Here is a 19,170-nt window from a genome sequence, read left to right as displayed (position 1 = left end):
GTGTGCCCATCATGGAGATCGGCGTCCAATGTCAGATGTGTATCGAGATACCTCAACGGTTTTGGGGCTACGAGATTATGAAGGAGGACCAGCCATTTTCCACCGGGTCGTTGTGGCTTTTAGCTGCTGAATAGCGACATTTTGGGTGCATTTTGAGTGAGTTTTGATGAATTCCAGGGGCTACGCGGCCGTTCCGGATTCGACGTGCGGGCGCTGATCAACCACCAACCGTCCCTGCACGCGCGTCAGAGGTGGGTCTCTCCTCCGAGAGGCTTACCAGCGTGAAAAGCCCTCACTGCTGGGCGATCCTCCTCCGTTGCCTTCGGCGCGAATCATGGCCTTCTGCACCAGGATTGGATCATGGTCAATGCTTCGGTCAGCCGGGTGGTAGCGGGCGTTCAGCTCAGCGGTAGAGCGCTGGCGAGTTAGCCGGATAGTCCATGCGTCGCAAGCGAGCTCGGGAGCCCATCCGTTTCGGTGGATGAGCTCCCGATCTTCTGTCGGAGACCGATGGGTCCTCGAACCGATCAGCCCTGGGGCTGGGAGAAGCGGAGGTGGTTGCCCCAGGGGTCGGCGAAGCCGCAGTCGCGCATGCCGTAGGGCTGGTCGATGAGGGGCTGTTCGACGGGGGCGCCGGCGGCTTCGAGGCGTGCGAAGGTGGCGTCGGCGTCTTCGGCCGACACGGTTTTCGACCCGAGGCGCGGCTAGTGCCGGCGGAAGGGGCCGTCGAGGGCGGCCCATTGCAGGAGCATGATCGTTTTGGCGTCGGCGATCTCGCCGGTGCGGATCATGGCGAGCGCACGGGGGAATGGGATTTCCACGGTGGTGATGTCCTCGCCTTCCGCGGCGACTCCGTGGCTGTCCGCGAGGTGGTCGGCTCGGTCGTAGGGGGCGGCGAAGAAGTGGAGTCGCTCGGTGACGGAGCCGGGGCTCATGTAGACCTCGAAGACGGGTTCGACGGCGCCGACGCGGTGTCCGGTTTCCTCCTGGGCCTCGCGGCGGATCGCCTGTTCGGGAGTGTCGCCGTCGAGGAGGCCGGCGGCGGTCTCGAGGAGCATGCCGTCCGGGTGGCCGTTGACGTAGGCGGGCAGGCGGAATTGGCGGGTCAGCAGGACGGTTTCGTGGGTGGTGTTGTAGAGGAGGATGGTCGCGCCATTGCCCCGGTCGTAGGTTTCGCGCTGTTCGCGGGTCCAGTGGCCGTCGCTGTGCTGGTAGTCGAAGGTGGTGTTGCGCAGGACGTACCAGTTGCAGGACAGCACGTCGACATCGTGGATCCGGACCCGCGGGTTTCCGGTCAGGTCGCGGCCGTGCCGGTCCAGGCCGGTGCGGCCGCGCGGGTCGGGGGTGTCGACGCCGGCCGTCATCGGAGGGCCTCGGTTGTGGCGTGCGCGAACGCATTCAGGTTCTCGGTCAGGATGGACTCCAAGGTGCGCGGCGGATCGATGCGGCGGAGCATGCTCTCGGCAGGGCGGATATCCGAGGGTAGCTGTAGATGCCCGACCGGCGGTCCGCGAGAACTATCGGCCGCGGTAGGCCGGTAGCGAGCCGCTGTAGGATGAGTTCCCTGGGTCCAGGTCGGTAGCGCACCTGGGTCTTCGTGTCTCAGCTCTGATCTCCTCACACCTGATGTGGTGCGGCCCGGATTTGGCCTTGGTTTGCTATCCGCCGAGGAAGGGAGCCGTCATGAGCAGTGCCGCCGAGCGGGCAGCCCAGCTGGATTTGGTCGCTCGCCTCAAATCCTCGTATTCCGAGACTCCGGACGCGCCGACTCCCGATCTCATGGATCACGAGCACTTCGCCGCCTATATGAAGACCGTTCACGACGTGGGCGGTGAGCCGTGCGCGCCGATGAAGTACGAGAACAAGCAGTACGAGGTGTGGGAGCACAACACGTATGTGATCTGTGAGGTGCTGGCCTGGCGTGGAATCTGGTTGTCGGAGGAGCGGCGCCGGATGGGGAATGTCGATGTGGGTCGCGCGATCTATCTGGGGATTCCGTACTACGCTCGGTGGCTGCTCGCTGTCGCGCGCGTCCTGGTCGAGAAGCATCACATCAGCCTCGGCGAGTTGAGCGAGCGGATGATCGAGGTTCAGGACCGTTATGCGGATGGTCTCGATGGCCGGCCCATCGAGGCTCGACCGAAGTTCGAAGGGGACGGGTCGCGGGTCGGACGCAATCGGCACCACGTCGAGGCGGTCGGTAAAGGCGATCCGCAGGTGTTCGCGGGGCAGGCCGGGGAACCGAAGTTCCGGGTCGGCGATGCCGTGATCGTGCGTGAACTGCCCGCCCTGTTCTACACGCGGACGCCGGAGTACGTCCGCGGCGCCAAAGGTGAAATCGCTTCTGTCGCTTATGAAAGCCCGGCGGCCGAGGACGAAACGTGGGATCGGCCCGACGCGAAACCGGAGTGGTTCTACGTCGTTCGGTTCAATCTCGCCGAATTGTGGTACGGCTACACCGGAACGAGCACCGACACCCTGCAAACCGAGCTGCCCGAGCGTTGGCTGAAAGGGATCGAATGACCGGCCATGATCATGACCACGACCATGTGCGCACGGTTGCGCCCATGGTCGACGAAATCACGGACTTCGAAGTCCTGGAGATCGCGCTCCGCGAATTGTGTATCGAGAAAGGCATTTTCACGGCCGAGGAGCATCGCCGTTTCACCGAATTCGCCGAGCAGATCGGGCCCGCTCCCGCCGCACACCTGGTAGCCCGGGCGTGGCTCGACCCCGAGTTCAAAGCGCTCGCTCTCGCGGAACCGATGACCGCCAGCCGGGAAGTCGGCGTCGACTGGCTGGACCCCACCGGTTTCGGAACACCCAGTGATTTCACCGCATTCGAGATCCTCGAGGACACACCGGACCTGCACAATGTGATCGTCTGCGCCTTGTGCTCGTGCTACCCGCGGCCGATTCTCGGCAATTCCCCCGAGTGGTATCGCACGCCCAATTACCGGCGGCGCATGGTCCGCTGGCCGCGCCAGGTGCTGTCGGAATTCGGGCTCGACCTGCCCGAGGGTGTCGCGGTGCGTGTCCAGGACTCCAACCAGAAACACCGTTTCATGGTGATGCCGATGCGCCCGGAGGGAACCGCCGGCTGGAGCGAAGACCAGCTCGCCGAAATCATCACCCGCGATTGCTTGATCGGTGTTGCCCTGCCCAAGGTGGGCGTGACGAGCAATGTCATCACCGATACGCGTGCGGCCATCCATCCAGTCGACTGAGGGAGCGGGCAATCGTGAGCACGGAAGAAATCTCGTCGCTGCGGGGCATCGTGGAACGAAACCAGGTGTGGCCCCGGATGGCCGCCAAATACGGCGTCAGCAACCCGGTGCCGCCCTGGAAGACCAGCCTGGACGGGATGTGCGACGCCCTGGACAACGCCGCCTGCGCGGCGAACATCCCTGATTTCAAGGAGCGGCGCGACGAAGAGGACTCATTGTCGTCGACGCTCTACGCCGACCTGCCCTACCCGGAAAACCAGCTCGTCGCCTTGGCGCACTCGCTGGTGGTCCGCGGCGTCATCGACGAATCCGAACTCCGGGAACGCCTCGCCACCATCCGAGCCAGACTGGAAGCCTGACCAGGAGGGCGAGCGGAGGATGTGACAACCCCATTCGGTCGATCTGAACGACTGCGGCGCTTCATTGAGCCTGATCTCGACGTCATTGGCGAGATCTGTCGGGCGATTCCGCCGAATGGGGGTGACGGTGTTGCCAAGTACTTGCTGATATCCATAGTGGGGTGTCGGGGTTGGGGAGGAATCCGTAGTTTCCGGTATTTCTGCTGGTCGACTACTTACGGATGGGCGGTCGGGGTGCGTAGTACGTAGGGTGGCGCGTATGTCGAGGAATCCCTTCTTTGAGCGCAGTGTGCTGCCGTATGAGCTTCCGGAGTTCGCGGAGATCGGGGACGAGCATTACTTGCCCGCGTTCGAGCGGGGGATGGCGGAGCAGCTGGCCGAGGTCGCGGGGATCACGGCAGGCGAGGGGGAGGTGACGTTCGCGAATACCGTTGAGGCGCTGGAGTTGTCGGGGCAGTTGCTGGGGCGGGTGTCGCGGGTGTTCTTCAATGTGGCGTCGTCGGATTCGACGGAGCGGACCGAGGCGATCGAGGCGGAGGTGTCGCCTCGGCTGGCGGCGCACGAGGATTCGATCCTGCTGGACGGGGAGCTTTTCGAACGGATCGAGGGGCTGTACGAGCGGCGCGGGGAGCTCGGGCTGGATGCGGAGCAGGTGCGGCTGCTGGAGCGGTATCGGCTGCGGTTCGTGCGGGCGGGCGCGCGGCTGGACGCGGGTCAACAGGCTCGGTTGCGGGAGTTGAATGCCGAGCTCGCGTCGGCGTCGACGCTGTTCAAGAAGAACAATCTGGCCAACACCAATGCCGCGGCGCTGATTCTGGATCGGGCCGAGCAGGTGGAGGGGCTGGCGGACGCGGCGGTGGCGGCCGCAGCCGAGAACGCGGCGGCGCTCGGGCATACGGGGGCGTGGGCGTTGAGCCTGCAGAATGTGTCGAACCAGCCGGTGCTGGCCGAATTGGCCGACCGGGATGTGCGGGAGCGCATGATGGCGGCGTCGCTGGGGCGCGGGTTCGGCGCGGACGGGGGTAATGCCGAGCTGGCGGTGCGGATGGCGGCGTTGCGGGCCGAGCGGGCGGCGCTGCTCGGGTACTCCGATCATGCGGCGTACGTGGTCGAGGACCAGACCGCGAAGACGGTGGACGCGGTGGAGGAGATGCTGGCGCAGCTCGTTCCGCCCGCGGTGGCCAATGCCGAGCGGGAACAGGGCGAACTCACCGCGGCCATGCGCGCGGCGGGCGACGACGAGGACCTGCGCTCCTGGGATTGGCAGTTCTGGTCGGAAAGGATTCGCGCGGAACAGTTCTCGGTCGACGCCGAGGCGTTGCGTCCCTATTTCGAGCTCGAACGGGTGCTGTGGGACGGCGTCTTCTTCGCGGCCGGTCAGGTGTACGGCGTCACCTTCCAGGAGCGCCCGGATCTGCTCGGCTATCACCCCGAAGTCCGGGTGTTCGAGGTCTTCGACGACGACGGCTCCGGTCTGGGCTTGTTCCTCGGCGACTTCTTCGCCCGCCCGTCCAAGCGGGGCGGCGCGTGGATGAACAGCCTGGTCGGCCAGTCGACGCTGCTGGGCACGCACCCGGTCGTGGTCAACAACCTCAATATCGTGAAGCCGCCGGAGGGCGAACCAGCCCTGCTCACCTGGGACAACGTACGCACCCTGTTCCACGAGTTCGGCCACGCGCTGCACGGGCTGTTCTCGAATGTGCGGTATCCGTTCTTCTCCGGGACGGCGGTGCCCCGCGATTTCGTCGAGTTCCCGTCGCAGGTGAACGAGATGTGGATGTCCCGCCCGGAGGTGCTGGCCAACTACGCCAAGCACGTCGAGACCGGGGAGCCGATGCCCACCGAGCTGGTGGAGCGCATGCTCGAGGCGGGACAGTTCGGCGAAGGGTTCCGGACGGTCGAATACCTGGCGGCCGCGCTGCTGGACTGGGCCTGGCACCGCCTGCCCGCCGGGGCCACGGACGGCGTCGAGGCAGAAGCCTTCGAGGCAGAAGCCCTCGGCAAGGCCGGTGTCGCCCTGGCCGCGATCCCGCCGCGCTACCGCACTGCCTACTTCTCGCACATCTTCGCGGGTGGGTACGGCGCCGGCTACTACTCCTACATCTGGAGCGAGGTGCTCGACGCCGACACCGTCACCTGGTTCGAGGACGATGCCGTATCCATCCGCGACAAGGGTGCGGCGTTCCGCCGGGAACTGCTCTCCCGCGGCGGCTCGGTCGACCCGATGGCGGCCTTCGAATCGTTCCGGGGCCGCCCGCCGATCATCGAACCCCTGCTGACCCGGCGAGGCTTGACCGCCTGACCGGGCCGCATCGGCTCACATCGGGTAGATGGCGTGCTTGCGCGGGTTGAACTCCGGCTTCACCTTCGGCTTGTCGCGGAGTAGTCGGAGGGCGTGGCGGATTTCCAGGCGGGTCCGGGACGGTTCGATGACCGCGTCGATGTAGCCGCGTTCGGCGGCGATCCACGGGGTGGCGATCGTCTCGTTGTACTGGTTGACCATGAATTCGCGGGCGGCGGCGCGGTGTTCCTCAGGCATCGCCGCCAGCTGGCGTTTGCCGAGCAGGTCGACCGCGCTGTCGGCGCCGATCACCGCGATGCGGGCGGTCGGCCACGCCAGGCTGATGTCCGCGCCGACCTGCCGGGCCGCCATCATGCCGTAGGCGCCGCCGTAGGACTTGCGCACCACCAGGTTGATGATCGGGACGGTGGCCTCGATGATCGCCCGGGGTGTGCGGCCGCCGCGAATGATCACGCCGGCCGCCTCCTCCGCGAGACCCGGCAGCACGCCCGGGGTGTCGGCGACGAACACCAGCGGGATATTGAACGCGTCGCACAGGCGGATGAAGTAGGTCGACTTGTCCGAGCAGGCGGCGTCGATCGAACCGCCCAGCACCAGTGGCTGATTGGCGATCACACCGACCGGATAGCCGTCGACGCGGGCGAATCCCGTGATGAGATTCGGCGCGAATGCCGCTCGGATTTCATGGAATTCGCCGTCGTCGAAGAGGCGCAGCAGAATCTCGTGCATGTCGTATCCGGAGCGATCGGAATCCGGGATGACCGTGTCGAGTTCCATGTCGTGCGCCGTGATCTCCGGTTCCAGACCGGGATTCACGATCGGCGGCTGCTCGAGGCAGCTGGTCGGCATATAGCTCAGGTAATCACGCGCCCACTTGTAGGCCTCTTCCTCGGTGTCGGCCACGTGGTGCAGGGTGCCGCGTTTGGCCTGCACCTCGGCGCCACCGAGTTCTTCGGCGCTCACGTCCTCACCGTTGACGGCCTTGATCACGTCCGGCCCGGTGACGAACATGTAGGAATCCTTGGTGCCGATGAGCACGTCGGTATTGATGGGCCCGTACACCGAACCGGCGGCGCATTTCCCGAGAATGATCGACACCTGCGGCACATAGCCGGACAGCTTCTCCAGCACCCGGGAGATATCGCCGAAGGAGGCGATGGAACCGACCGCGTCCTGGATGCGCGCGCCACCGGAATCGTTGATCGTCACCACCGGGCACGCGGTGTCGAACGCGAATTGCAATGCGCGCATGAACTTCTGCGCCGACGTCACCCCGACCGACCCGCCGTACACGGTCTGATCATGCGAGACCACCACCACCGGCCGGCCCCCGATCAGCCCGCGACCGGTCACCAGCCCGTCACCGTACAGCGCTTCCGGTTGCCCCGGCTGCCGAGCCAGCGCCCCCGTCTCGATGAATGTCCCGGGATCCAGCAGCATGTGCACCCGCTGCCGAACGCTCGGAATTCCCTTCTTCTCCCGCTTGACGACTCCGGCTTCCCCCGCCGGTTCCGCCGCGATCTCCAGGATCTTGGCCAGTTCATCGAGCTTCGCCCGCGTACCGATCACTTACTGCCACCTTCTGAGCCGAACCGTTGTGCATCAGCGAGGTTAGGCGGTATCGGCGGAAAACGGGGGCCCACCTTTTCGTCGGCACGGTTCGCGCAGGCGTCGGCTAGCGATACCAGACGCCGGAATCCCAGTTTCCGTAGTCGTTGACGTCGAAGTCGTAGCGGAGGTGGGCGCCCTCGGCGTAACCCCGCCACGTGGCCGAGGCGTCGCAGATCGGGTCGTCGTGGTTGCAGACGGTGAGAACCGGGACGTTTCCGAACCAATCGTCCACACCGGCGAGGGGGTAACCGACGAGCGAATTGCCGGGCGTCGCGGACACCCCGCCGCCGCCGGGACCCGGGGCGCGCTTGGGGTCGGCCAGGAGAATGGCGTTCGCGTTGGCGGCGTTCGGGTGGGCGGTAATCCACGCGTGCACTATGGCCGCGCCCTGACTGTGGCCGATCAAGCGAATATGGTCGCCCGGGCATTCCGCTCGGTGTGACCAGAACAGGAGGTCGAGTTCGTCGATCGCCGATACCGGGGCGACGGAACTGTAGGTGATCACCCGGTCGGCATACGGGGTGAATGCCGACTCGACGTTGTCGCCACCGCCGATCCCTATGGTCCAGGTCCCGACACAGCTGTCCGCACCAGCCTGGGAGATCATCGCCGGGGCGATGGGGATGAGGATGTTCATCAGTAGCGCGGCGAGGAGCGCCATTGCTCTACCCATGGTCGTACTTTCTCGAACACGGCGAATCCGACTTCAGCTTACGCAAAAATGATCAGACCGGTTCTGGCCGCTCGACCCGGTGCGGTCAGGGCTTCGGATGGGTCGATCCGGACGGCTATGCCGTGGCGTGGCGGATCCGGACCGTCGGCGGAGGCTACTCGTATTTCCATCCCCTCCTCGGCCGGATGAGGCAACTCGGGACGAAATGGCTCGAGGGCAACCTGATTGGGAGCCGGTACCGTGAATTACTCGACATGGGACCAGAATTGACCCGCTGATCGCAGCGATCCGGTGGCCGCCGACCGGGTTCCGGTTGCGCCGGTCTGGACCTGACCCGGATCAGTAGTCGAGGGCGTGCTCGGGTTGGCAGACGTCGAGTGGGGAGGGGAGGTAGCGCACGATGGCGTCGAGGAGGGGGGCGGTGTCGTTGCTTCGGGGGGTGGCGCTGCACAGGACCGGGACTACGTCGCCCAGGCGGGTGAGGGAGCGGATTCGGCGGTGCAGGTGGTCGAGGGTCAGTTCGGTGGAGTCTGGGGTGTCTTCGGTGAGGGTGCGGATCAGGGCGTGGTAGCCGTGTTCGGCGGATTTCCAGTGGGGGCCGTAGATTTCGGCGGCCAGGGGTTCCAGGGCCCAGAGGGGGAGGAGGTCGATGACGCCCTCGAAGGCGGTCCCGGTGCCGAGGGGGAGTTGGAGGGTCAGGGGGATGGCGCCTCGGGTGTCGGCGATGGTGCGCAGGCAGCGGGGGAAGTTGGCGGTTGGATCGTCGAGGGAGGTGACGAGGCAGAGGCGCGCGACCTGGTGGTCGTCGGCGATCTGGAGGATCGTCTCCAGGCGGGGCGCGTTGGTTTCGGCGGCGTTCACGACGGCGATGACGCTGTCGGCGACACGGATGGCGCGTTGGAGGATCGGGATGGGGGCGTGGCTCGAGACCTCGGACAGGCGGATCGTGTGATCGGCTCGATCGGCGGACCAGCGCAGCTCGGGGCCTGGGTGGGCGGAGCCGTGCAGGCGGTGCAGCAGTCGGGTGGTGTCGGCGGGGTCGCCGATGAGCGTCACGTTGCGGATCGACTGCGGGTCAATAGCTTTGGTGGCCATCGCGGTGGGTTACTCCTCAATCCGAGGGTTCACCGTACCTCCGGGGGTGGATCGCGCGTGGGGAATTCGCCCCCAAAGTAGAACGTGTTCCTATACCGTCGGGCTTGTGCAGAAAGAACAACGCCCCGCCGTGGCCGACTGGTTCACTGCGGATGACGGTGTGGCGCGGCTGCGCGGCAGCCGCTGCAAGGAGTGCGGCACACCGTATTTCCCGAAGAACACCCTCGCCTGCCGGAACCCCCGGTGTGCGGGCCCGAAAGACGGCTCCGAGCTGGAGGACTACCTCTTCTCCACGCGTGGCCGGATCTGGTCGTACGCGGATGCCCGGTACAAGCCGCCCGCCCCGTATGTCTCGGGTGACCCGTTCGAACCGTACGTGATCGCGGCGGTCGAGCTCGAGGTCGAGAAGATGGTCATTCTCGGACAGGTGGTGCGCGGGTTCACCGTCGACGACCTGGCCGTGGGCATGCCCGTCGAACTCGCCATCGGCACCCTGTACGAGGACGACGAGGCGGAGCACACGGTGTGGAAGTGGAGGCCGGTCAATGACTGACACGAATCGCGATATCGCCGTCCTCGGCGCGGGCATGCACCCGTGGGGCAAGTGGGGACGCAACTTCGTCGAGTACGGACTGGTCGCCGCCCGCGCCGCGCTCGCCGACGCCGGGATCAAGCACGAGGACGTCGGCTATATCGCCGGTGCGGACACCATCCGCAACGGCTACCCGGGCTTCGTCGCCGGCGCGACCTTCGCCCAGGCGCTGGGCTGGTCCGGCGCGCGCATCTCGAGCAGCTACGCCGCGTGCGCCTCCGGTGCGCAGGCCATCGCCAACGCGCGCGCCCAGATCCTGGCCGGGCTCACCGATGTGGCGCTGGTGATCGGCGCCGACACCACCCCGAAGGGCTTCTTCCAGCCGGTCGGCGGCGAACGCCGCGACGACCCGGACTGGCTGCGCTTCCACCTGCTCGGCGCGACCAACCCGATCTACTTCGCGCTGTACGCCCGCCGCCGCATGGCCTTGCACGGCGCCACGCTCGACGACTTCGCCGCGGTCAAGGTGAAGAACGCCCGCCATGGCCTGAACAACCCGAACGCGCGCTACCGCAAGGAGGTGTCGGTCGGGGAGATCGCCGCCTCGGCCATCGTCTCGGATCCGCTGCGGCTGCTGGACATCTGCGCCACCAGTGACGGCGGCGCGGCCCTGGTCCTCACCTCGATGGACTACGCGCGCAAGCACGGCATCGCCGACCCGGTCCGGATCAGCGCCCTGTCGACGGTCACCCCGGTCTTCCCGAAGACCGTGCTCGACCTGCCGGACTTCGCGACCGACTCGGCCCTGGCCGTCGAGCCGCCGCCGCACACCTTCCGGTCCTCCCTCGCGCACGCCGCGTACGAGGAGGCCGGCATCGGCCCCGAGGACCTGTCGATGGCGGAGGTCTACGACCTGTCCACCGCGCTGGAGCTGGACTGGTACGAGGACATCGGCCTGTGCGAGGTCGGTGGCGCGGAGGCGCTGCTGCGCAGCGGCGCAACCACATTGGGCGGCCGCGTCCCGGTCAACCCCTCCGGTGGTCTGGCCTGCTTCGGCGAGGCCATCCCCGCCCAGGCCATCGCCCAGATCTGCGAGCTCACCTGGCAGCTGCGCGGCCAGGCCGACGGCCGTCAGGTGGAGAACGCCCGCGCCGGCATCGCGGTGAACCAGGGCCTGTTCGGCCACGGTTCGGCGACCATCGTGACGCGCTGATTCGTTCGCGGCGAATACTTCGAGAACCCGGGCTTCGGCCCGGGTTCTCGTCGTTGATAACGACAATTCGGAACTGGGCAATTGTCCAGAATATGTGATTCCACCGTGAAATATTCTGCGCGGAACAAAAATGGCGGGACGCTGGTGGTCTTCGGTCCCGGGGCGAAGCGCGCGGTCGTGAACGATGCCGTGCTGACCACGCGGATCGCGCCGACCATCCTGAAGCTGGCCCGGCGGGCCGTTCTCGTTGTGCCCGGCCCGAATTGGTCAGTAGGGCAAAGACTCCGCTTCCGGGTTCCATGGTTCGAACCATGTACTTCGCGGATTGGGTGGCGGTGGACCGCTCCCCGGCGACTTATTCGCTAATGGGGACTATTCACAACCGCCGCCCGGGGGTCACTGTGGCGGGGATACCAAACGGTCCAAAACACTCATGTGAATTAGCGATATTTCATATGCTCTGGCGCGCGGAGTGGGACGACCTCGTCCGTTCCGACAACCTGGATAAGAGGGACAGTTTATGAAACGAACGATTCTTGTGGGCATCGCGTCGGCCGCGCTGCTCGGAGCCGGCATCGGAACGGCTGCGGCGGACGGGATTCCGCTCACCACTCCGGTGGATCTGCCCGTCACGTCCGGTTCGGCCTCGGAACTGGGCAACGCGATCGGCACCGGGTCGGTGGACCTCACCGCCATGGGCGCGGGCCTGGGCAGCGCGTTCGGCGGTGGGTACGCCAACGGCGTCCTGAGCACCCTCTCGGCCGGAATCTCCTCGCACTAGCGTCGGAGTGGACGACGGCGGTCGCCGGGCGGTTTCGCCCGGCGACCGCCGTCGTGCGTGGTCGCGTTCCTTCCCCTCGCGAACGCGACGTGGATCTCACATGCGGGTAGCCGAGGATTGTGCGACTTCGGGGCTGGTTAGCATCGTCAGCACGTGCAGATCGAGGAAACCCCGAGGACTTGTGTTGACTACCGACCATCTTGACCGCTGGAACGCTCACGAGGCTGCGGCGGAGGCGATGATTCCGATCATCGGCAGCTTGTATCGGGACAAGGGGGTGACGATTCTGCTGCACAGCCGGTCACTGGTGAACAAGTCGGTGATCAGCATCCTGCGGACCCACCGGTTCGCGCGGCAGATCGAGGGCGAGGAACTGTCGATCGACGAGACGCTGCCCTTCCTGGAGGCGCTGCGCTCGCTCGACCTGGGCCCCAGCAAGATCGACCTGGGCCGTCTGGTGATGGCCTACCGCGCCGACGAGCGCGGCCTGTCGGTCCCTGAGTTCGCCGCCGACGTGCTCGCCGAGGTGACCGACGGCAACAAGGCCGAGGCGCAGGGCCCCCGCGATGTCGTGCTGTACGGCTTCGGTCGCATCGGCCGTCTGGTGTCGCGCCTGCTCATCGAGAAGGTCGGCTCCGGCAACGGCCTGGTCCTGCGGGCCGTCGTGGTCCGCAAGGGTGGCGAGGACGACCTGGTCAAGCGCGCGTCTCTGCTGCGCCGCGACTCGGTGCACGGCCAGTTCAACGGCACCATCAAGGTCGATGCCGAGAACAGCACGATCATCGCCAACGGCAACGCGATCAAGTTCATCTACAGCAACGACCCCACCTCGATCGACTACACCGAGTACGGGATCGACAACGCGATCCTGATCGACAACACCGGCAAGTGGCGTGACCGCGCGGGCCTGGAACAGCACCTGCGCCCGGGCATCTCGAAGGTCGTGCTGACCGCGCCCGGCAAGGGCGACGTCCCGAACATCGTGCACGGCGTCAACCACCGTGAGCTGGACCTGTCGCAGACCATCTACTCCTGCGCGTCCTGCACCACCAATGCGATCGTCCCGCCGCTGAAGGCGATGGAGGACGAGTTCGGCATCGTGCGCGGCCACGTGGAGACGGTGCACTCGTTCACCAATGACCAGAACCTGCTGGACAACTACCACAGCTCCGACCGTCGCGGCCGGTCCGCGCCGTTCAACCTGGTGCTGACCGAGACCGGTGCGCAGTCCGCGGTCAAGAAGGCCATGCCGGACTTCCAGGCCAAGATCACCGGCAGCTCGATTCGCGTTCCCACCCCGGATGTCTCGGTGGCGATCCTGAACCTGCAGCTCGAGCGCGCGACCTCCAAGGACGAGGTGCTCGAGTACCTGCGCGAGATGTCGCTGTCGGGTCCGTTGAGCCGCAACCTCGATTTCACCGCGGCCACCGACGTGGTCTCGAGTGACTTCATCGGCTCGCGCGCGGCCTCGATCGTGGACGCCAACGCCACCATCGTGGACGGCGACACCGCGATCCTCTACCTCTGGTACGACAACGAGTTCGGTTACTCGTGCCAGGTCGTGCGGACCGTGCAGTACATCTCGGGTATCGAGTACCCGACCTACCCGCGCGTGGGCGCGGAGAGCGTCGCGGTCGCGGCGGGCTAGTCCCCGGACGTGACGAAGGGCCCCGGCGGTGTGACCGCCGGGGCCCTTCGCTGTGTGTCGACTAGCTGACCGGTGTGACCGGCTGCCAGCACACCACGCGGGCGGGCTGCGGGGTCACGGTCGCGCCGGCGGGGATGGCGCACTGGTTGGTGTCGGTGGTGCCGTCGAAGCGGCCGCCGATCTGGACGGTGATGGCGGTGCCGTTCTTCGTCGCGCAGTCGATGGGCGCGATCTGGTTGACGTCGGGCTGCATGCTGTAGCAGCTGCCCACCTTGACGTTGGGGGCGAAGCACAGCGAGTTGTTGCCGTTGGTGAGCACGAAGTAGCCGGCGTCGCGCAGCTTGCCGTCGGGGCAGGTGGCGCCGTTCTTCACCGAGGCGGCCAGTTCGTAGACCGCGGAGTTGTCCTCGCAGGCGGTCGGCTTGATCTTGCCGATCTGGGCGCCGCGGTAGTCGGTGGCGGTGACGCAGTTGCCCACGGCCAGTTCGGGATCCTTGGCCGAGATGGCACCGGACTTGGTGAGGCCCGCGACGAGGCCGAGCGCCAGGATCAGGATGCCGGCGACGGCGACGATGGTGCCCGTGTGCTTGGGCAGGCCGGATGACGCGGTCTTGGCGGGGATGCCGCCCTCTTCCGCTGCGACGGGGGTCGTCTTCGACCGGTTGCGCAGTACGAGCCCCACGATCAGCAGGACCACACCGGCCGCTGGGATCAGGAGGCTGCCGGCGGAGAAGCCGGAGGAGTCGGCCGAATCTCCGGCCGCAAGGATCGCGGTCGACCCGATTTGCCCAATGAACACTGTGTTTCAACCCTTCCGGTCCGGTGACGGACTCGGCAGGAAAGTACCTCGAGTGGGGTACCGGCCGGGCTGTTTTTAAACGAACTTGTTTCCGATTTTTTCGGAGTGCGCTCAGTGAGGTGCGGGACCACCGAGGCGGTCCCGCACATCCCCGGTCAGTGGCAGTCGTGCTTGAACGACAACCGCTCCGACCAGCGCTGCGAGGTCGGATCGTAGGCCTGGATGTAGGAGTCGTCGCCGCCCGTGCAGGGCGCGTGGAAGCCGGACTTCGGATCCCACATGGTGGTCTGGTAGCCGAAGGAGGCGCCCGCGTAGCCGTTGTGCGGCCCGGCCTTCACCGTGTACGTGGCCAGCCGCGTGCCGTTGTTCCGGTTCACGATGAGCGTGACGGTCCCATTGTTGAAGTGATCGCCATTGATCTTGAACTGCGCTCCGGCATCGGAGACCGCGGTGCACACGTCGCCGTCGCACTTGTTGCCCGCGGTGTAGGTGGTCAGCCAGATGTTCAGCGACGCCTTGCGGGCGGCCGCCGCGGCATTGTCGTCCTTGGCCTGCTGCCGCACGGCCGGGGTGACGCAGACGACGTCACCGTTGTAGGCCTCCCGCCAGACGTAGCCGTTCACACAGGTATTGGGCCCGTACGCGCCGCCGCCCGCCTTGCGGGACGCGGCCGCGGCATTGTCGGCGCGCGCCTGATCCCGGGTGCCGGGGCTGACACACACGTGGTCGGCCGAGTTGGCCTCCCGCCACACGTAGCCCTCCTGACAGGTGTCGGGCCCGTAGTCGCCGCCCGCGTTGGCGACGGTGAGGCTGCCGAACAGACCGAAACTGGCGGAACCGACGACGGCCGCTGCGAGCGCGGCGCGGGCGGCGGTACGGGCGTGGGTGGCGATCATCGGTGCGGTTCCTTCGTATTCGAGAGGTGGTGTGCACCGAGAATGCGGGCGGCTACCAACGAACGACCAACGAGAAACTCATGGCCGCGAACGGCCGGTGGCCAGCAGCAACAGCTCGCCGATGGGAGCCTGCACCGGGACACCGCTGCCCGCAGTCCATTCGGTGTCGGTCGCGGTGAGCCGTTGCCGGGCCAAGGTGTCGCGAATCCCGAAAGTGCCCGCCGCGCAGATCCGGTCGAGCGACACCCGGGCCGCGTCGATCGGTATGTCGCGCGGGATGCCGAGGGGGACGGCGATGTCCTGGCCGTGCACGAGCAGGTCCATGAGGCGGTCGGCCGGGGTGGAGCCGAGGGCGGTCGCCCGGGTGGGCACGGTGGCTCGCAGTTCGTCGAGCAGTTGCGTGGTGGTCGCGGCCGCCGCGTGGCGGATGGCGGTGTCGCGGATCATGGTGTGCAGGTTGCCGCCCGCGCGGACCAGGCCGATCAGGATGGCGGCGGTGCTCGGCCGGGCGGACAGGATCACGTGGGCGACGACGTCGCGGATTCGCCAATCCGCGCACAGGGATTGGTGATTCCACTGGGCGTCCGACAGCGAGTCGAGCATGTCGTGGAGGCTGACGCGTTCGGCGGCGACCGCCCGCCAGATCTGTTCGGTGGTCAGGGTGGGAGTTGTCATTCCCGTACCGTAGGAATTCCACCCGGGTGGAGGTTCAAGTGGCCGCGCTGACCTGGCGGCAGGCGGCGCTGACGGCGGTGGCGGACGCGCCGGAGGGGGAGCGGGCGAGCCGGCTGGAATTGGTTGCGGTGGTGCGGGATCGGGGACACGCCAAGGACACGGTGGTGCGGTTCTGGCGTCGGGTCCTGGAGCCGCTGACACCGGAGATGTTCGACGCGTTCGTCGACATGAACGTCCCGGATCCGATCGATCCGACACCCGCGGAACTGCTGGCCTTCGCGGAACTGGTCACCGCGGTCGGGGATCCCGGCCTGTATCAGGCGGTTTCGCGGCAGCTATGGCGGGCGGACCGGGAACGCATCACGCATCGGCGGGCGCTGCTGGACGGTGTCGCGTGGGCGTGTGCGGCGGCCGGGCCGCAGGTGGTGGCGAACCGGCCGCCGGGCCCGGGACCGGAACTCGATCGGTTCGTCGACGTCCACGCCCGGGCGCGCGGCGAACACGACAGTCCCGGTCTCCGGCGGCGACTACTGTCCGGCGCAACCGATTCCGACGAACGGATCCTGCGCTACTGGAGCCTGACCGGAGAGGTCACGGGCGCCCTGACGACCGGCGCCGCGCAGCAATGGCTGCACGGCGCGTTGGAACGGTCGGTGTGTGGTGGGCCGGAATAGCGGGTCCGGCCCACCGGAACGGCCAGGGATCAGCGCGTTTCGCCCGCGGTATCGGCCAACCAGTTGCGCAGCCAGACCGTGGCGGTGGTGCCGTTGCTGTCGACGACGTACCGCGGATACGACTGGTGCACGCCCGAGTCCAGGAAGTCCTGGACCTGCTTGATCCACTGCTCACTCGCCGGGTGGTCGCCCGGCGCACTGAGAATGGCGGTGCCGCCCTGGACCAGGGCCTCGGACAGGATGGACTGGAAGGTCAGCGCATAGCTGGGGATCTGCACCGGGTCCTGGGCGGTGAGCTGGGTGAGCAGCCCGGCCGAGCGGCCCGCCAGGTCGTCGGTGGGGACCGAGCAGTACAGGTCGCCCGCCGCGCAGAAGGTGCGGACCCTCGGGCTGAGCCAGCCGAAGCCGCCGGCCCGCGCACCGCCCGCGCCGGTGCCGGCCACCTGCGGGCCGATCAGGGCGTCGGTGGGGGAGCGGCGCGGATCGGAGACCAGTCCGACGGCGGCCACCCGATCGGGCGAGACGACGCCGAGGCCGGTGCCGATCTCGGAGGCCAGGTCGCCCGCGGCGTCCGCGCCCTGGCTGTAGCCGATGAGCGCGAAACGCGTTGCCGCGCATCGGGCGGCCATGGCGGAGATGAGCCCGCGGGCATTGCCCACGGCCTCGTGCTTGGAGCGGCCGTAGACCTCGCCGTCCCAGGGGAAGGCGGTGGCCGGATAGCTGACGTAGTCGGTGCGCACGGTGCCGGGCAGGCCGCGCGTGACCTGGGCGAGCATGCCCTGTTTCGGATCGTCGACCGAGGTTTCCCAGGTGCCGGGGACGGCGATCACATTGAGGTTGGGGCAATCCGCGGGCGCGGCCTGTGCGCCGGGTGCGCCGGTGGCCGTGAGGATTCCGGCCGCGGTCGCCACCGCCGCGAGCGCGCTGCTCGCCGTTCTGAAGGCTCGGGTAACTCGAATGGACAAGGTCCACACCCCTTGATCGAATCGTTCGGACGATTTCTCCACCGCATGGTCGGTGCCGGGGCGGCACGTCGAGCAGAACATACCAAAGGTGGGGGCCGGTCTCGAGACTGATTGCGCGGGAAACGCCGAGAACCGGACGGATGGGATAATTGACACATGTTCCAATTGCCCGGCGTGGCGGCGCGCGGGGCGAAATCCAATTCCATTGTGCCGTGCCGATTTCACCGAGGTTAATTCGCGGGACGATAGCGGATTCCTCATTGCTATCAATCGACGCGCCGCCCGGCGGATGGGACCCCAGGCCGATTATGTGGGAGTATTCCGTGCGGGAGAAGTTCTGGCAGTGGTCGCGGACGCTGAGTCGTCGATTCGCTACAGGGCAGGAGGGAACCGGCGGATATGAGTATCCGGACAACGAGTATCGGGGAATACCAGGACATCGCGCTGCCCACATTCGGAGATGTGTTGCGGCGGCTACGAGACCAGCGCGGACTTTCCCGGGAGCGGCTGGCATTCTCGGCCGGGGTCAGCGCCAGTTATGTCACGCAGTTGGAGAAGGGCGGGAAAGCCAAGCCCACCCAGGCCGTGGTCGACGCGCTCGTCAGATGCATCAATCAGCGGAATCCGCTGTCGGACACCGAGCGTCGTTATCTCTACGATTTGGCCGGGCTCACCGGCGCCGGATATCCGACGGTCGCGGAGTTGAAGAGATCGATCAGCGCCGACGCGCTGCGCATGCTCGCCATGCACCGGCCCAAGCTGGCGGCGTTCTACGACACCCGCGGCAATGTGCTGGCCGGGAACATCGAATGGGCGCAGGCGTTTCCGGGGCTGGCCGAGAACGGGAATCTGTATCGGTGGATGTTCGCCGATCCGGCGGCCCGGCGGGTGATGGCCGATTGGGAGGCCGATGTGCGGCAGTCGGTGAGCTGGCTGCGCGGGAGTGTGGGGTCGCTGACCGATCCCACCGTATTCGGTGATCTCATGCGCGAGCTCGGTGAGTTCGCGGAGTTCCGGCGCTTCTGGTCCTCCGGCGATGTCGGGTTCGCTCCGCCCGTGCGGACCATGCGATTGCGTGATCGGGGCACGGGCGAGCTGAAGGTGTACCGGATCCAGGTGGGCATGCTGGATTCCGTGGCGTATCCCGGCCATATCGTCGCCACGGTCGGGTTGCCCACCGGTGTCGTCTAGTTGATGTCGCCTAATTGATCGGGGTCAGGATCACGACCGGGATCTCGCGCTCGGTCCACGCCTGGTAGGTGTCGAAGTCGGCGTAGGCCTCCACCAGTCGCGGCCACAGCCGGGCGCGCTGCTCGGCGTCGGCGGTGTGGGCGCGCACCGCGAATCGGTCGCGGCCGATCTGGATGTGGGTGTCCGGGTTCGCACACAGATTGCGGTACCACTGCGGGTGTTTCGGCAGCCCGCCCTGCGAGGCCACCACGATGGTGTCGGCGCCGTCGCCGATGTACAGCAGCGGGACCGTGTAGACGGTGCCGGACTTGCGGCCGCGGTGCTCGAGCAGCAGGGTCGGCACCGGTTTGCGGAAGCCCGCGCCGATGCGCCATTTCCCGCCGATCCGGCCGCCGGTGCGGCGGTAGATCCAGACCTGTGCGCGGCCGGTGTATTTGAAGATCTTGGGCAGGACCGGGGAGTCGAGTTGCGGGGGCCGCGGCGGGGTGGTGGTCATGGGCTTCCTTTCACGCCCCTCGACCATACAGTC

General features: G+C 66.9%; 21 protein-coding genes. 11 read left to right on the top strand and 10 right to left on the bottom strand.

Annotation, left to right across the window (positions count from 1 at the left end):
* Positions 1-527 precede the first annotated feature (527 nt).
* A complete protein-coding gene (locus tag ACQP06_RS25955) occupies positions 528-683 on the bottom strand; it encodes a VOC family protein (RefSeq protein WP_433667038.1) in 156 nt (51 codons plus the stop codon).
* 21 nt (positions 684-704) lie between these two features.
* Entirely contained in the window at positions 705-1,364 is a 660-nt protein-coding gene (locus ACQP06_RS25950) for an NUDIX domain-containing protein (protein ID WP_433667037.1), read from the bottom strand.
* Positions 1,365-1,683: 319 nt separating this feature from the next.
* Between ACQP06_RS25950 and ACQP06_RS25945 the strand changes: the two genes are divergently transcribed.
* The 4 genes from ACQP06_RS25945 (at position 1,684) to ACQP06_RS25930 (ending at position 5,888) form a co-directional block, all read left to right on the top strand.
* Positions 1,684-2,523, top strand: a complete 840-nt coding sequence (locus tag ACQP06_RS25945; protein WP_433667036.1) for an SH3-like domain-containing protein — start codon at positions 1,684-1,686, stop codon at positions 2,521-2,523.
* On the top strand, positions 2,520-3,227 hold the full coding sequence (scnC, locus tag ACQP06_RS25940; RefSeq protein WP_433667035.1) for a thiocyanate hydrolase subunit gamma: 708 nt from the start codon (positions 2,520-2,522) through the stop codon (positions 3,225-3,227). The genes ACQP06_RS25945 and scnC overlap by 4 nt, the downstream gene beginning before the upstream one ends.
* A 77-nt stretch (positions 3,228-3,304) precedes the next feature.
* A complete protein-coding gene (locus ACQP06_RS25935; protein WP_379095880.1) occupies positions 3,305-3,586 on the top strand; it encodes a thiocyanate hydrolase in 282 nt (93 codons plus the stop codon).
* Between the two features lie 259 nt (positions 3,587-3,845).
* Complete coding sequence (locus tag ACQP06_RS25930; protein ID WP_433667034.1) at positions 3,846-5,888, top strand: M3 family metallopeptidase; 2,043 nt, start codon at positions 3,846-3,848, stop codon at positions 5,886-5,888.
* Between the two features lie 15 nt (positions 5,889-5,903).
* Here the strand turns inward: ACQP06_RS25930 and ACQP06_RS25925 are convergent, their stop codons facing one another.
* The gene (locus ACQP06_RS25925) at positions 5,904-7,457 is read right to left on the bottom strand and encodes an acyl-CoA carboxylase subunit beta (RefSeq protein ID WP_433667033.1); all 1,554 of its coding nucleotides are present in this window, start codon (positions 7,455-7,457) and stop codon (positions 5,904-5,906) included.
* Positions 7,458-7,563: 106 nt separating this feature from the next.
* On the bottom strand, positions 7,564-8,172 hold the full coding sequence (locus ACQP06_RS25920; protein ID WP_433667032.1) for a cutinase family protein: 609 nt from the start codon (positions 8,170-8,172) through the stop codon (positions 7,564-7,566).
* On the opposite strand from ACQP06_RS25920, the gene ACQP06_RS25915 reads away from it, so the two are divergent.
* Positions 8,160-8,450, top strand: coding sequence for a hypothetical protein (locus ACQP06_RS25915; protein ID WP_433667031.1), 291 nt, complete (start codon positions 8,160-8,162; stop codon positions 8,448-8,450). The genes ACQP06_RS25920 and ACQP06_RS25915 overlap by 13 nt on opposite strands.
* A 61-nt stretch (positions 8,451-8,511) precedes the next feature.
* Here ACQP06_RS25915 and ACQP06_RS25910 read toward each other — a convergent pair whose 3' ends face one another.
* Complete coding sequence (locus ACQP06_RS25910; protein WP_433667030.1) at positions 8,512-9,267, bottom strand: GTP-binding protein; 756 nt, start codon at positions 9,265-9,267, stop codon at positions 8,512-8,514.
* 106 nt (positions 9,268-9,373) lie between these two features.
* Here ACQP06_RS25910 and ACQP06_RS25905 point away from each other — a divergent pair, with 106 nt between their 5' ends.
* The 4 genes from ACQP06_RS25905 to ACQP06_RS25890 all read left to right on the top strand — a co-directional run bounded on the left by ACQP06_RS25905 (position 9,374) and on the right by ACQP06_RS25890 (position 13,441).
* The gene (locus tag ACQP06_RS25905) at positions 9,374-9,820 is read left to right on the top strand and encodes a Zn-ribbon domain-containing OB-fold protein (protein ID WP_433591193.1); all 447 of its coding nucleotides are present in this window, start codon (positions 9,374-9,376) and stop codon (positions 9,818-9,820) included.
* A complete protein-coding gene (locus ACQP06_RS25900) occupies positions 9,813-11,012 on the top strand; it encodes a lipid-transfer protein (protein WP_433667029.1) in 1,200 nt (399 codons plus the stop codon). The genes ACQP06_RS25905 and ACQP06_RS25900 overlap by 8 nt, the downstream gene beginning before the upstream one ends.
* 520 nt (positions 11,013-11,532) lie before the next feature.
* Positions 11,533-11,793: a hypothetical protein gene (locus ACQP06_RS25895; RefSeq protein ID WP_433667028.1), complete on the top strand. Its 261-nt coding sequence runs from the start codon at positions 11,533-11,535 to the stop codon at positions 11,791-11,793.
* A gap of 184 nt (positions 11,794-11,977) precedes the next feature.
* The gene (locus tag ACQP06_RS25890) at positions 11,978-13,441 is read left to right on the top strand and encodes a glyceraldehyde-3-phosphate dehydrogenase (RefSeq protein ID WP_433667027.1); all 1,464 of its coding nucleotides are present in this window, start codon (positions 11,978-11,980) and stop codon (positions 13,439-13,441) included.
* A 61-nt stretch (positions 13,442-13,502) separates the two neighbouring features.
* On the opposite strand, the gene ACQP06_RS25885 is transcribed toward ACQP06_RS25890, so the two are convergent.
* From ACQP06_RS25885 to ACQP06_RS25875, 3 genes are all read right to left on the bottom strand, one after another.
* Positions 13,503-14,240, bottom strand: a complete 738-nt coding sequence (locus ACQP06_RS25885) for a hypothetical protein (RefSeq protein ID WP_433667026.1) — start codon at positions 14,238-14,240, stop codon at positions 13,503-13,505.
* Between the two features lie 155 nt (positions 14,241-14,395).
* Positions 14,396-15,136 carry a hypothetical protein gene (locus ACQP06_RS25880; protein ID WP_433667025.1) on the bottom strand — a complete coding sequence of 247 codons (741 nt, stop codon included), beginning with the start codon at positions 15,134-15,136 and terminating at the stop codon, positions 14,396-14,398.
* A 78-nt stretch (positions 15,137-15,214) separates the two neighbouring features.
* A complete protein-coding gene (locus tag ACQP06_RS25875; protein ID WP_433667024.1) occupies positions 15,215-15,811 on the bottom strand; it encodes a maleylpyruvate isomerase family mycothiol-dependent enzyme in 597 nt (198 codons plus the stop codon).
* Positions 15,812-15,837: 26 nt separating this feature from the next.
* On the opposite strand from ACQP06_RS25875, the gene ACQP06_RS25870 reads away from it, so the two are divergent.
* On the top strand, positions 15,838-16,485 hold the full coding sequence (locus ACQP06_RS25870) for a hypothetical protein (RefSeq protein WP_433667023.1): 648 nt from the start codon (positions 15,838-15,840) through the stop codon (positions 16,483-16,485).
* Positions 16,486-16,514: 29 nt separating this feature from the next.
* Here the strand turns inward: ACQP06_RS25870 and ACQP06_RS25865 are convergent, their stop codons facing one another.
* A complete protein-coding gene (locus tag ACQP06_RS25865; RefSeq protein ID WP_433673436.1) occupies positions 16,515-17,444 on the bottom strand; it encodes a cutinase family protein in 930 nt (309 codons plus the stop codon).
* A gap of 405 nt (positions 17,445-17,849) precedes the next feature.
* Here ACQP06_RS25865 and ACQP06_RS25860 point away from each other — a divergent pair, with 405 nt between their 5' ends.
* Positions 17,850-18,641, top strand: a complete 792-nt coding sequence (locus ACQP06_RS25860) for a helix-turn-helix domain-containing protein (RefSeq protein WP_433667022.1) — start codon at positions 17,850-17,852, stop codon at positions 18,639-18,641.
* Positions 18,642-18,651: 10 nt separating this feature from the next.
* Here ACQP06_RS25860 and ACQP06_RS25855 read toward each other — a convergent pair whose 3' ends face one another.
* Positions 18,652-19,137: a nitroreductase family deazaflavin-dependent oxidoreductase gene (locus ACQP06_RS25855; protein WP_433667021.1), complete on the bottom strand. Its 486-nt coding sequence runs from the start codon at positions 19,135-19,137 to the stop codon at positions 18,652-18,654.
* Between the last annotated feature and the right edge of the window lie 33 nt (positions 19,138-19,170).

Origin of the sequence: Nocardia sp. CA-136227 (assembly GCF_050955695.1) — a bacterium.
In the GTDB taxonomy this organism is placed as follows: domain Bacteria; phylum Actinomycetota; class Actinomycetes; order Mycobacteriales; family Mycobacteriaceae; genus Nocardia.
This window is presented reverse-complemented; position numbering and strand designations above follow the sequence as displayed.